This is a genomic window from Peribacillus sp. NPDC097198, assembly GCF_044762055.1.
Taxonomy (GTDB): domain Bacteria; phylum Bacillota; class Bacilli; order Bacillales; family DSM-1321; genus Peribacillus.
The window spans coordinates 20,466-33,659 of sequence record NZ_JBIWDO010000001.1 but is presented as its reverse complement, the minus strand read 5'-3'; the positions used below and the strand labels follow the sequence as shown (position 1 = coordinate 33,659).

The window sequence follows — 13,194 nt, the reverse complement described above, 5'->3', positions numbered from 1 at the left end:
AATCCTACTCACCTCTCTTTATCGTTCCTAATGTTTTCGTCATCAAACCTGGTTCTTGTACTTTCAAATGGATATCCATGTTTATTGTGACTTGTGGGAAGACATACTTCCAATGGTCTTTTACCTTTTCCCACTCTTCTGGATACTTTTGATGAAAGGATTCAGCAATACCGAAGGCATCCGTCCCCATGCCATCCCTCACCTCGGTAATGGCAGCCTCTATATCTCGTTCCATTTCATGCTGTAAATAGGTCTCAATCTGCTTCGAGCTAGATTCCTCCATGATATCCAGATTGCTGCCGTTTTGAACCAGTAAACCGTCTACGTTCACATCAACCGTTACACTCCACTTTCCGTTTTCAATCTTGGGAATCAGCTTTGTCGATTGCCGAAGTGGGTGCACCGAGATTTTCCTTCCGTCAGGGGTCGATGTGGTTATCGCTCCCAATTTATTTTGATTCCGGATCCATAGCAAACCTTGCGTGACATCTTCTTTAATCGATCCTACCATTTTATCCTCTTTGAAAATAGCGACACCAGAAAACGTGGTAATGGTCTCAGTTGCCTTTTCTGGTTGATCAGGCTTGGATATTTCAAGAAGGGGGAGTATGCCGCCCTTGGAATCACTGATGGTCATCAGCTGGAAATCCTTTACTGTGATCGGTTTTTTTATATACAATTCCGATGATTTTTGTAAAACATCCCCCATATAACTTTCTAGAGCGGGGACCAATTCGAGTATCTCGGAAGCCGGCCCCTTGCTGATAAATAAGTCGCCACGTGCCCGGGGTTGAGGATGGCGATTGATGAAATCAATCTGATCATTCAAATGACCTTTAAGGGCAAATTTTTCTCCGAAAATAAAGGCATCACAGTGGCCCCAGAAAATCTGGCGAGAAAATAACTTTTGCAGGTTCACCATGGCATCCGCCATATTTTCCCCTGTTGCGGATTTAACGAGGACAAGGCTTTCGACTCCACCCGTCCCAGGACCGGCTCCTTGCTGTTGACTGCTGGCGGCCCGGGGAATGAAAACCTGGATGGTAACTTTCACTTTATCTTCTTCTGTAATATCTATCCCCGCTGCCATGACCAAGGCCATATTGGAAAGTTCTTTACTACCCCAACAGCCAGATAGGGTACAAGTGAAAAAGCAAAGCATGGTCACTGTAATGGCTTTTTTGATTGGCTTGGAAAGAATGGTATTCATGCTTTGGAGTCCTTTCCTCTCATCCTAAGGTTTTTCTGATTGGGGTGGTTGTCTTCATTAAAAAATCTCCTCTGTTTCTGTAAAGATTGCCAAGGTGCCCGGAATAGTGCGTCTTGCCATGAACCATTCTTCAAAGGTGGTAGGTAAGGTACCCCAATGGAGGTCAACTTGCATAGATGAATGACGATAGTGATGATCCCAAGCATCAGCCCGAATAATCCCAGTGTCCCGGCAAGGAGGATAATGGGGAAGCGTAATAATCGTAAGGCGATACCCTGCGAATAGCGAGGCACTAAAAAGGAGGCGATCCCTGTAAGAGAAACGACGATGACCATCGGAGCGGAAACGATTCCGGCTTGAACCGCGGCCTGTCCGATAACTAGCCCCCCGACGATGCTGACGGCTGCACCGATTTGTTTAGGAAGCCGGAGTCCTGCTTCCCTTAGAGCCTCGAAGGTGACCTCCATCAGGATTGCTTCCACGAATGCCGGAAATGGTATGGCTTCCCGTGATGAGGCAATGGTAATTAACAGGGTGGTCGGAATCATTTCCTGGTGAAAAGTCAGGATGGCGACATACAAGGACGGGAGGGTAACCGAGAAAAAAATAAATAGGTAGCGTAATAGTCGTACAGAAGAACCGATTAAAAAGCCAAAATAATAATCTTCCGGTGACTGGATAAAAGAATAGAAACTGACCGGGGCGATTAAAACGAAGGGTGTCCCATCGACTAGGATGACGATACGTCCTTCCAGCAAATTGGCAGCCACAACATCGGGTCTTTCCGTTGTTAGCAATTGTGGAAAAGGCGAATATGGATTGTCCTTGATGGATCCCTCGATATATCCTGTTTCCAGAACACCATCCAATTCAATCTCGTTGATCCTGGTTTTCAATGTCTCCAATACTTGTTTATCAGCCTTACCCTCTATATAGGCAATGACAACCTCCGTTTTTGTATAACTCCCCACTTTTACTGATTCCATTTTAAGCGTGGGGGAGCTGATTTTTCTGCGAATGAGAGATGTGTTGGTTTGTATGGATTCGATGAATCCTTCGCGGGGACCACGTACCACACTTTCAGCTTCGGGGTCCTCAATCGGGCGCTTATCAACTTTCACAAGGCCCAGTGCCAGGGCATAATCCATTTTTTGTACCAAGAGAATCGAGTAGCCGGTAGAAAGATAGGTGATGCAATCGGCAAACGTACGAATTTCTTTTGTATCAAGAACTTGAAGCCTTTCTTTCACGGCTTCATGGATGTCAGAAAATGAGAGGGACTCTTCCATCAACGTATTCATCACATTATTTTCAATTTGTTTCGTATCAGATAGTCCTTCCATATAAAGGAGGGCGGCATCCGTATGTACCCCAATGCAAAAGGTCCGAAAAACCACATCGTAACAATTGGAATAAGTCGCTTGTAAATAGGAAAGGTTTTTGGGAAGATCCTTAAATAGCGGCAAGTCCTGCTTTATTTTCTCTTGTTCGGATTGGTTCATGACATGGCCTACTCCTTTCTACAGGCTAGTTTTTAGTTAGGGATGAAGAGCCATTCGGCACTTCTTTCTTCTGGTATAAACGTCTTTTCAATTTAGCTATTACTAATAGCAGGACCGGGAGCAGTGTCAGCATGAAGGGAAGCAAAAAAGGAAAGACGGTTCTAGTGAACTCGGTCTGACCCTGTAAGTTGTAAAACTCCCAAAAACCAAATAATGTAACCAGGAATCCTAACGGTAGGATAAGCGGTTTATAGCTAGGAAGATTCAGGCACTGAGCTGTACCCACAACTAGGATATAGAAGAACACCGTGAGCTTGATGTATGCTCCAAGCATCCATCCTGGTATAATCGCCGCTTCAAGGTGCTCAAAGAAATTCATGAAACTGATGTAGCGAATCGCCTTGAATACGGGAAATGTGTAGTAGCTCGTGAGATCACCGAAAAGGAACAAGGCAGTTAGATTCAAACAAATAAGGCTCAGCATAATGGCGATGATGGAGATGATGATCCATTTCATCCCCTGCTTTCGATCCCTAAGGAATGGTAGAAGTACCGCAATGATAAAGACTTCACTGAACCAAGCCTGTGGAACGGCGGCGCCTAATAGTGGCGGCTTTAGACCATTTTCCAATATCGGATAAATCCTGGTCGTATCGTAGTCCTGAAAAAGAATCAACATAATGAATGGAATCGGGATGATGAATATGGGAATGAAAAGAGATGAAGCACGTCCCAGCACCGATACACCGCCAGAAACCGCGAAGGCAGACACCAAGACCAGGCTACCCATGATGACGACCCTTGGCGTTTCCGGCAAAAATGTAATGATGATGAAATCGGCATACTCCCTTAAAATGAAGCCCGACATGTAAAGGAAAAAGAAAACATACAAACAAGTCAGGGCCTTTGAAGGAAACTTGCCTATAATATGCCGGCTGTATTCGAATATCGTTTCATTCGGGTACATCTTATGTAATTGGTATAGGATATAAGCTGTGAAAAAACCATTCAATGAGCCAATGATCGGAGATATCCACATATCTCGCCCCGCATATGAATGGGATATGTTTGGCACGGTCAAAATGGCTGTAGCAAAGATGGTTGGGTAAATAATCAGTGCCAATTGATAGGAAGTAATTTTTCCGTTTTCAAGCATGCTTGTCCCTCATTAATTTTTTTTATAGTATCTCTCTTAAAAGGGAAATTACGCATCTTTCATAAAAAAAGACGAAAAAAAAGAACAGCTGGTTCCTGTTCTATAGAGAATCATCATGATCGGTTTATATTGGCAAAAGTGAAGGGATACTGAACACCTGTCATGGATTCTGAAGTCTCCCATAACCTTTCTGAAGTGTCTTTTTCATATAGAGAATCGATGATGGGATCTTTTTTAGGGAAGCCCTTTCTTCCCTTTTTTCCATCCGGGCCAATATATTCCCCACCTCTTAAGGTAGGTTCCGTTGCTGCATAAAGCGTGGGAAGGGCACCCATATTGGCGGGCTGGGTGAAGGTCTTGGACAGATAGTGGACAAACTTATTCAGGGGCTTGCCAGATCCGCGTGACATGAGGTTGGTATGGGAAAGTCCAGGGTGGCAGGCGACACTGATCGAGTTTGCTTGGTGCTGTTCGAACTTGTTTTGCAATTCCCGGGAAAAGAGAAGGTTGGCAAGTTTGCTTTGGGCATAATACCTCATTGGTTTATATTGATCCTTCCCATCCAAGTGATCGAAGTTTATGGTCCCGTTATTGGCGGCTAAACTGCTTAATGTGACGACCCGTGATTTTGGCGTCGAAAGGATTTTGGGAAGCAATAGGCCGGTCAAGGCAAAATGCCCAAGGTGATTGCTTCCGAATTGTAGCTCGAACCCATCCTTCGTTTGACTATAAGGGGGAATCATGACCCCTGCATTGTTGATTAGAATGGATAAGGAATCGTAGTTCTCCAAGAATGAATCACTAAACTGATGAATGCTCCTCAAATCACTTAAATCGAGTGGCATCACGGAGACATTTGCCTTAGGATGGGCAGACGTGATTCGATCCACCGCCTTTTCCCCTTTCGAAGCATTCCGGACAGCAAGAATGACTTCTGCTCCTTTCCCCGCTAATACAAAAGCCGTTTCAAAACCAAGGCCGCTATTCGCCCCTGTAATCACAACTGTTTTCCCCTTTACATCTGCCATTTGATCGCCATTCCACTTTTCATTCATGTACTATCGACTCCTTTCCTGCTCATTCTCTCTCTATCATATACCCATATTATTCCTATATGTCTCGTTTTAAGAGGAATAAAAAGTAAAAAGTGGCCCTTTTTTTATAAAGGGGCCACTAATGACGTTCAATCTGGCAAGAGGGTATTAGGAATCTTAATGGGACTGGACAGTTTAGAATGATCACGATAGGAACGATAGGAGATGATAACGTGATTTTTGATGTGGACGTCCAACTGAAGGATGTGGGCATTTTTCATTTCCAAATGGTAGGTCGCTCCTTCTTTCTTTAGAGAATAAAAGGTATAGATCTTCCCTAAAAGATCCTTGTCGATTCGATTCGTCTCCGGTTGGTTTTGAATATAAAGAGCGAGCTCCATAATTGTGATGGAGGTTCCTCCCGTAAGTTCTATTATCTTTTCCTTCATATAATCTACAGCATGACTCAGAGAGGCCTGTGCCCTACCAGCAAGTTTTTTTACCTTATCATCCATGAAGTCTTCTCCTTTGTATTGGGTCATACATGTAGTATGGGGCACATAGCTTAGGCTTTATACAAAAAACCTCTGTCCCTTGAGGGAACAGAGGAAGAGTGATTATTTTAGAGAACCGGGAAAGAACTTGTTCAAATAGCTACCGGCAAATCCAGCAATATAGGAAAGAATAAAGCTACCGATAAAGACCTGGACAACACTGACGCCGAGGGAGAAGGTAATGGCATTTTCTCCATCCCCCATATCAAATAGACCATTCAGCGAAATTGCCGAGAAAGATGCTATTGCGCTAACGAATAGACTATATACAAGGCTTAGTACAGCCAGTGATACGAATGAAGACTGTTTGGACTTAGCCATAGAATAACCGGCAAATATCAGCAATAAGATAGGAAGGATCATCGCTAGCTTCAAGTAAAGGTCGATGTTCGTAAAACTGAAAAATAAATCTAGATATGAAAGATCTCCTCCTTCCATAACGTCACCATCCGTGCTAAAGCCGGAGAATACGGAGAAACTAATTTCTCCACTTTCTCCGTCCCCTTCTCCTTTTAGGGAGAGTGGGGTGAAATGGAGCATACTATAAACGATGGAAGATAATTGCACACCTAGATAGCAGGCTGCCAAGGTGGTCTTTTCTAAAATTTGTTGACTAACACCAGGTACATCAAGGACCGAGAGCATTTCTTTTGCATCATTCATTTTACTGATAAGGATGGCGACCATTACAATGGTAAGTGTAACGAAACCACGGATAAATGCAGAAAACCCTTGGTGGACGGCATTCCCATAAGGAATCAATGATTCAAGTTGCTTGGTTATTTGGCGGTAGTTAATACTAAATAACATCCCCAGCATGCTAAAGACGATTCCAAACAAAAAACCTTTAAAGAAGGTTTGGAAGAATGGATAAGCAGTTGTTATGGCTAGATTCAAGCTTTCTCCGCTTTCAGAGTGCTTGATTTTATAATCAAAACCACTGAATAGAGATAAGAACGTCAACAAAAGGCTGTAAATCAATGCTATTCCAACGGCTCCTGAAAGGAAAGATTGTATAGAGATATCAGTATGTTTCTTTCTGTATACAATGCCACTTAAGAATAAGCATAATAAGGGAATTATAATGAATAAAACATATGTGAAGGAAAGGCTCAATTCGCCGGACCCTTTATAATCTTCATATGAGTTATTGCTTTCCATATCTAACGTATAACTTGGTGAAAGTGTATGAGACATCATGACCGTATCTGAGAATCCGAATATAGCTCCAGGTTCTTTGAATTTGAAGCCAGACTCATCCGCCATGTTTTCGGCAGCTTCCTCTGGGGTGAACCCAAACGATTCTTCAAATATGTCCTCATAAAAATTAGTATTTGTCGTATACACTAAAAGATTTAAAAGAAGCATGAGAATAAAAGCTGCAATGGCAGGTATAAGGGCTTTTCGTAATGTATCTTTAGATAATAGAGAAGTAAACGAGAAGGTCCTTGAATTTAATATTCGTGGTGTTACTTTCTCGTTCATGGAAATCTTTGTTGTGCCGAATTTAAGTAGGGAGTTTCCGCAAGATTTGCAGTAATTATCAATCTTGTTAGTTCCTTCTCCACATTCGGGACAAAAGTTCGTTTCATTATTTACTAATTGTAACTGTTGCAGAGATGATGAATTTCCTAGTGCAGTCCCATCATGTGAGCAATAGTTGCTATAGTCCGGATTAGATTCTCCGCATGTTGTACAGAACATAGCTATCCTCGTCTCCTTTCATTTCATTCATGATGTCTTTAAACCGCAACAGTTGCAGAAGACAGCATGTAATGGGATTTGTTCTTCACATGAAGGACAGGAAGATGTTTCTATTTGAGTATCCAATTTTGGTAACTCCACTTTGGCTCCGCAGCCTCCACAAAATTTATCTTCACTGGTGACCGGAGACCCACATGAATTACAGGCATGCTCTGTTTGACTTTGAGAGTTCAATTCAGTAATAGACTGTTGTGCCTTGTATATGACGTGGTCAAATTCCATTAAAGATGTCATTTTTTTTGTCAGTTCTTCAGTGGGATGGATCTCGTTGCTACGTAATTTTTTATATAATTCCTCCCCTAACTGTAAAAGTATTTCGTTCCGTTTCATACCGGTTTCTTGTATGCTCCTTTTGTACTGGTTAATCGTTTGGGCGTTTTGAAGCTTTTGTTTGTTCGTTTGTAAGCTATCCTGAATCTTATTGAGTCCACTTCCTAGCTTATCTTGCAATTCATTCAAATTTACCACTCCTTCATATTTTCCTAAGCTATCAAATAATTCAAAAGTTATATGTATAATTAGATAGTGATAGGTCTAAATTCATAAGATTTGTTGCGTTGTCATGTTACATAATATAGTATTATTGAGATAATATGAATCGATTTTTATAATTTAGCATATATTTTAAGTAAAAAAAGGGGAGAAAACATTGCATTGTAATAATTGTGGGGAAAAAATAAGTGGGAATAAGGCCTTTTGTACTAAGTGCGGAACGACTATAGAAAATCAGAATCCTATTGCTGAAACACGGATAAAAAGTCCTAGAACGGGTTCTTTTTTTAAGTCGAAAAGTTCTAAGGTTCTCTCCATTTCTGTAATCCTATTGCTAATGGTTGGATTTGCTGGTTATATAACAGTACAGAGTATGTATAAACCGGCTAAAGTAGTTAAACAATTTGAAGATGCCATTAAAAGTAACAATACTAAGGACGTAGCGAAGATTTTGAATGGTGGACAGGATGTGATGAAGGTAGAAGAAGCGCATGCGAAGATGCTTATTCAATATTTCGATGAAAATCCTGATCTTCTAGCCGAAACCAAGTCAAATCTGAAAAAAACGGCTCAATACTTGGAAAATGATAATGTAATAGGTTCTAAAGGTGAAGGTTTTTTAACCTTGCAAAAGGTTAAGAAAAAATGGGGAATCATTAAGCAATATGGTGTTAGCTTTCAGCCAGTTTACATAAAGGTCTCAACAAATCAGCCACATGCCTCCGTTTCCATTAATGAGAAAGGCGTGGGGGAACTGAAAGAGGGAGAAGAGCGGACATTCGGGCCATTCTTACCGGTTGAGCATGAGGTTAAAGGCTCCTATAAAGGGGAATATACAACGGTAACTGATAAGGTTAAAATTGATTCATTAGAGGAAGACAGCCATAAGATTCCCGTTGGTTTGGATTTGACGGGAGATGATGTGTATCTAACCTCTAATTATGATGAAGCGACCGTTTTCGTAAATGGAACGAGCACGGGCAAAACCGTCGAGGATCTAGAATCATTCGGTCCGGTGTCTTTAGATGGGAAGATGAAGATTCATGCGGAAGTAAAAGTGCAAGGAAAGACCTTGAAAAGCGAAGAGGTCTCGGTTAAAAATGCTTCAATAGATTTATGGGTGGATGATACGGAAATCGCGGAAGCTGAAGAACGAGCTTACCAAGCAGCTGCTGCAAAAGAAACGGAAGAGGAAGATGTAATAGCGGTAGTCAATGAGCATTATGAAGAGATTACAAACGGAAATTATGAATCAGCTTATAATTTATTCAGTACCGGCAGAAAAGGGAAAAATAAATTCAGTAGCTGGGAAGAAGGAATGAAGGATAACATGAGTGATGAAGTGACGTATGTAGAAGTTGAATCATTGAATGATAACAAGGCCACTGTCTCGTTTGAAATGGTCTCTGAAGATTGGAAAGGTGGAGAGACACTTGTCCAAACATGGAAGGGAAAATGGCATCTGGTGAAGGAATCTTCTGATTGGAAGCTTTCAGACCCTGAAATTAAATTAGTGGATAAGAAAGTCCAATGAAGAAAAGGTATACATACATTGGACTCCTCTTCATTGCGCTTCTCTCATTTTTAACGGTCGTACTCATCCAGTTGAATATGGATACGAGTCTTCCAAGTGAAAAGACAGAGAACCATGATACCAAGGAAGCCAATCAAAAAGAGGAAACAACCGTACAAGAGAATAAGATAAATAAAGAGGGTACAAGCGAAAAGGAAATTAACGCATTGACCGATACCGATGAAAAAGTGGAGAAAATGCTAGAAAAGATGACGCTCGAAGAAAAAGTCGGGCAGCTCATGATGATCGGCTTTTCTGGTACGGAAAAGAGCACCGAGGTTCAGGAGTTCATCGAAGAAAAGCATATAGGCGGCATCATTTACTTTGACCGTAATATGAGTTCTCCTAAACAAGTGGCCGAGTTATCCAACTCACTGCAGGAATCTGCAGAAGGTAGCCGGTTCTCCCTTCCACTCATGGTTGCCATCGATCAAGAAGGGGGGGCCATTACCCGGATGAGGGAACAGGTTTCCCCTATCCCTTCGCAACAGAAGTTAGGGGAAAAGGCCACTGCGGATGAAGTATATCAGGTGGCTAAATTGAATGGTAGAGAGCTGGAGTCGATGGGAATCAACCTTAACTTTGCCCCTGTTTTGGATTTATCGAAGAAAGATAGCCGTTCATTTGGGACGGACCCCAAAAAAGTCCATCAATATGGGGGAAAAGTGATTCAAGGGTTGAATGAAGCATCCGTTACAGGAGCCCTGAAGCACTTCCCGGGGAATGGCCGTAGCGAGATTGATCCACATGTCGAGACCTCTTCCGTGGAAGCAAACCAGCTTGACCTGGAAAACTCGGATATCTATCCGTTTAAAGAGATCATCAAGGATGTGGATAATGACAAGTTTTTCATGATGGTGACGCATATAAAATATCCGGCTTATGATAAAGAAAAACCTGCCAGCCTATCCAAGGTCATTATCGAAGACCTGCTACGAGAGAAGCTTGGCTACAAAGGAATCGTCATCACGGATGATATGGAAATGGGAGCCGTGAAAAATTACTTTTCCTTTAAGGACATGGGCAAAGAAGCGATTCTAGCAGGCGTGGACATCGTCTTGGTCTGTCACGAACATCCCCACCAATTAGAGGTGTATAACGGGATAATCGATGCCGTTAAAAAAGGGGAAATCCCGATGGAACGAATCGATGAATCAACAAAGCGCGTCCTGACTTACAAACTGAACAACATTCAACAAACGACCGTTGACCCAGAACAAGCTGCAAAAGTAGTGAAAAGTCCTGAAAGCGTGAATTATATCAATGGTCTGGGCCTTGAATGAATTGGCAAGAAGTAGAACCCGAACGGTGTCGTTCGGGTTCTTTTTCGTCTTTTGAAGGAACTGGCTTGGTAAATATGTATATTTAATGGATGTGGAGATTGAAATTGCTGAAATGTGTCCGATATATGACTAGAAACGGGAATTTTTGATGAGGGAGAAAAAAATTGCACATACATGGAAGCTATAACATAGGGCTTGTCATTTTGTCCTTCATAATTGTGACCTTGGCTTCGTATTCGGCTTTGGATCTTGTGGGAAGAATCATCCATTCAAAACAGAAAGCCAAGAAATATTGGCTGGTAGGTGGAGCGATTACGATGGGTCTAGGCATATGGTCGATGCATTTTATCGGGATGCTGGCTTTACAGGTCCATGAAACAATTACGTATGATTATCTTAAGGTCCTGATATCGGTTGGGATCGCCATTTTTGCTTCAGGGATGTCCTTGTTCTTTGTCAGTCGTGAAACGATGAATTGGAAACAGCTATTGATTGGAGGTGCCTCATTGAGTACAGCCATCCTTACGATGCATTACACGGGAATGGCTTCGATGCGTATGGCGGCGTCCATTCAGTACGATCCGCTATTGGTGATCTGTTCCGTACTGATTGCTTGTTCCGCTTCAGTCGCGGCTTTAAAGATCAATTTTCGCTATAAACACCAAAAGGCTACCCGGCTAGTTGAAAAAATCATCAGTGCAAATATCATCGGGATAGCGGTTGCAGGCACGCACTATACGGGAATGGCGGCTGCCACGTATCACAGCAATCACACGGTTTCCCCAACCAGTTCAGCTCTTCCTGTTGGAACACTCTTTCTGGCACTCGGAATCGGAAGTGCCATGCTTTTCATTCAGATAGTTGTCCTCTTTTTCATTAGCCTTGATAAGAAACTCACCCTACAGAACAAGGAGCTGCTACTAACCCAGCAAAAGTACGATTCCCTTGTTACTTATAATCCGGATATCATTTTCAGGATGAATAAGGAAGGGAAGTTGGAAACAATCAACCCGGCGGTTTTCAGGATTTTAGGTTATACACCAGAGGAAATTCAAAGATTGTCGATTGAAAGTCTTGTATCTGAAGAGGAATGGCAGGAAAGCAAAAACTACTATATGGATACGTTAAAAGGGACCCTTCGCTCTTATGAAATTATGGCCATCCATAAAAATAAGAGCAAGGTCACTTTTAATGTCTTGACCGTTCCGGTATATGTCGATAATGAAATCGAAGGTGTATACGGAATTGCCAAGGACATCACCGAGCAGAAAGCGGCCTTGGCCAAAGTCAATTATATGGCCTATCATGATGAACTTACAGGGTTGCCAAACCGAAGATCCTTTAAGGAAAAAGCAAATATCTTCATTGAGCAAAATGTGGAAGGCATGTCTGCTTTGCTCCTGATGGATATTGATCGATTCAAGACTATTAACGATACCTTGGGGCATGGGCAAGGGGATTGGTTTATAAAAGAAATTGCCAAACGGTTTGACGATTGCCTGGAACCAGGAGAACTCCTAGCTAGAATCGGGGTGGATGAATTTGCGGTATTCCTGCCGCAGATATCCGGGCTTGAACAAGTGGAAATCGCCGCCCAAAGGTTACTGGAATCTTTGGTAGAACCAATCAAGCTCAATAACCATGACATCTACACAACCACATGTATTGGGATATCGGCTTACCCGCAGGATGGGGGGGACATCGAAGAACTTTTGAAAAGAGCGGATCTGGCGATGTTCTTAGGAAAAGGAACGGGAGACTCATCGTATAAGTTCTTTAAAGAGTCCATGGAAAGTAGATTGGATAAAATCCTGATTGAAGAAGAAATGAGGACGGGGATTCATAAAGATAATGAATTTCTATTATACTTTCAACCAAAGATCGATACACAGACTGAGAAAATATCAGGTGTAGAAGCTTTGGTCCGTTGGAACCATCCAAGGCTGGGATTCGTCTCACCAGCTGAGTTCATTCCATTGGCTGAGGAAACGGGGCTGATCATCCAACTCGGTGAAAAGATACTCGACTTGGCATGTGCCCAACTCCATGCCTGGCATAAAGAAGGATTCGATTCCATTCATATCGCCGTCAACATATCGACGAGGCAATTCATGCAGGAGAATTTCATCGAAAAGTTGAGATGCATGTTGGACAAATGGAATATAGATGGCAGAAATCTGGAGCTGGAAATAACCGAAAGTACGGCGATGAACAATGTGAACAGGGCCATCTTTACCTTTGAAAGGTTAAGGGAACTGGGCGTGAAGATCGCCATAGACGACTTCGGCACCGGATATAGTTCCTTTGCTTACTTAAAGGATTACCCCATCAATACATTGAAAATCGACCAATCGTTTATCAGGAACTTGGCAACCGGTGGACCGGATGAAGCGATTGTGGCGTCCATCATTGGGCTGGCCAAAAACATGCAGCTGAATATCGTGGCAGAAGGCGTTGAATATCAAACGCAATTCGACTTTTTAAAAGAAATGGAGTGTAACCAGGTACAGGGTTACATGTTCAGTAAACCGTTGCCAGCACACGAATTAGAAGACAAGTTTCTACGCAATCTATATGCGTTTCCGGTCGCCTGAAGGATGGATGTTTGGGTCTCCTTGTTTAAAGA

Annotated in this window: 10 protein-coding genes; 3 read left to right on the top strand and 7 right to left on the bottom strand. The window is 42.3% G+C overall.

Annotation, left to right across the window (positions count from 1 at the left end; genetic code table 11):
- Positions 1-4: 4 nt before the first annotated feature.
- From ACIQXQ_RS00155 to ACIQXQ_RS00125, 7 genes are all read right to left on the bottom strand, one after another.
- Entirely contained in the window at positions 5-1,210 is a 1,206-nt protein-coding gene (locus ACIQXQ_RS00155; RefSeq protein ID WP_402954188.1) for a Ger(x)C family spore germination protein, read from the bottom strand.
- Entirely contained in the window at positions 1,207-2,712 is a 1,506-nt protein-coding gene (locus ACIQXQ_RS00150; protein ID WP_402954186.1) for a spore germination protein, read from the bottom strand. The genes ACIQXQ_RS00155 and ACIQXQ_RS00150 overlap by 4 nt, the downstream gene beginning before the upstream one ends.
- 25 nt (positions 2,713-2,737) lie before the next feature.
- Entirely contained in the window at positions 2,738-3,868 is a 1,131-nt protein-coding gene (locus tag ACIQXQ_RS00145) for a GerAB/ArcD/ProY family transporter (protein ID WP_402954184.1), read from the bottom strand.
- 113 nt (positions 3,869-3,981) lie between these two features.
- A complete protein-coding gene (locus tag ACIQXQ_RS00140) occupies positions 3,982-4,923 on the bottom strand; it encodes an oxidoreductase (protein ID WP_402954182.1) in 942 nt (313 codons plus the stop codon).
- Between the two features lie 128 nt (positions 4,924-5,051).
- On the bottom strand, positions 5,052-5,417 hold the full coding sequence (locus tag ACIQXQ_RS00135) for a hypothetical protein (protein ID WP_402954180.1): 366 nt from the start codon (positions 5,415-5,417) through the stop codon (positions 5,052-5,054).
- A gap of 102 nt (positions 5,418-5,519) precedes the next feature.
- Positions 5,520-7,160 (bottom strand): zinc ribbon domain-containing protein, encoded by a 1,641-nt coding sequence (locus tag ACIQXQ_RS00130; protein ID WP_402954178.1) that lies wholly within the window; start codon positions 7,158-7,160, stop codon positions 5,520-5,522.
- Between the two features lie 27 nt (positions 7,161-7,187).
- Positions 7,188-7,679, bottom strand: coding sequence for a zinc ribbon domain-containing protein (locus ACIQXQ_RS00125; RefSeq protein WP_402954176.1), 492 nt, complete (start codon positions 7,677-7,679; stop codon positions 7,188-7,190).
- A gap of 190 nt (positions 7,680-7,869) precedes the next feature.
- On the opposite strand from ACIQXQ_RS00125, the gene ACIQXQ_RS00120 reads away from it, so the two are divergent.
- The 3 genes from ACIQXQ_RS00120 to ACIQXQ_RS00110 all read left to right on the top strand — a co-directional run bounded on the left by ACIQXQ_RS00120 (position 7,870) and on the right by ACIQXQ_RS00110 (position 13,162).
- On the top strand, positions 7,870-9,246 hold the full coding sequence (locus ACIQXQ_RS00120) for a TcaA 3rd/4th domain-containing protein (RefSeq protein WP_402954174.1): 1,377 nt from the start codon (positions 7,870-7,872) through the stop codon (positions 9,244-9,246).
- Entirely contained in the window at positions 9,243-10,568 is a 1,326-nt protein-coding gene (nagZ, locus tag ACIQXQ_RS00115) for a beta-N-acetylhexosaminidase (protein WP_402954172.1), read from the top strand. The genes ACIQXQ_RS00120 and nagZ overlap by 4 nt, the downstream gene beginning before the upstream one ends.
- A 164-nt stretch (positions 10,569-10,732) precedes the next feature.
- On the top strand, positions 10,733-13,162 hold the full coding sequence (locus ACIQXQ_RS00110) for a bifunctional diguanylate cyclase/phosphodiesterase (protein ID WP_402954170.1): 2,430 nt from the start codon (positions 10,733-10,735) through the stop codon (positions 13,160-13,162).
- The last annotated feature ends 32 nt before the right edge of the window (positions 13,163-13,194 follow it).

What these genes read in the sequence shown, in the direction of transcription:
- ACIQXQ_RS00155 (WP_402954188.1), bottom strand. Translation starts at nt 1,210, where the DNA reads ATGAATACCATTCTTTCCAAGCCAATCAAAAAAGCCATTACAGTGACC.
- ACIQXQ_RS00150 (WP_402954186.1), bottom strand. Translation starts at nt 2,712, where the DNA reads ATGAACCAATCCGAACAAGAGAAAATAAAGCAGGACTTGCCGCTATTT.
- ACIQXQ_RS00145 (WP_402954184.1), bottom strand. Translation starts at nt 3,868, where the DNA reads ATGCTTGAAAACGGAAAAATTACTTCCTATCAATTGGCACTGATTATT.
- ACIQXQ_RS00140 (WP_402954182.1), bottom strand. Translation starts at nt 4,923, where the DNA reads ATGAATGAAAAGTGGAATGGCGATCAAATGGCAGATGTAAAGGGGAAA.
- ACIQXQ_RS00135 (WP_402954180.1), bottom strand. Translation starts at nt 5,417, where the DNA reads ATGGATGATAAGGTAAAAAAACTTGCTGGTAGGGCACAGGCCTCTCTG.
- ACIQXQ_RS00130 (WP_402954178.1), bottom strand. Translation starts at nt 7,160, where the DNA reads ATGTTCTGTACAACATGCGGAGAATCTAATCCGGACTATAGCAACTAT.
- nagZ (WP_402954172.1), top strand. Translation starts at nt 9,243, where the DNA reads ATGAAGAAAAGGTATACATACATTGGACTCCTCTTCATTGCGCTTCTC.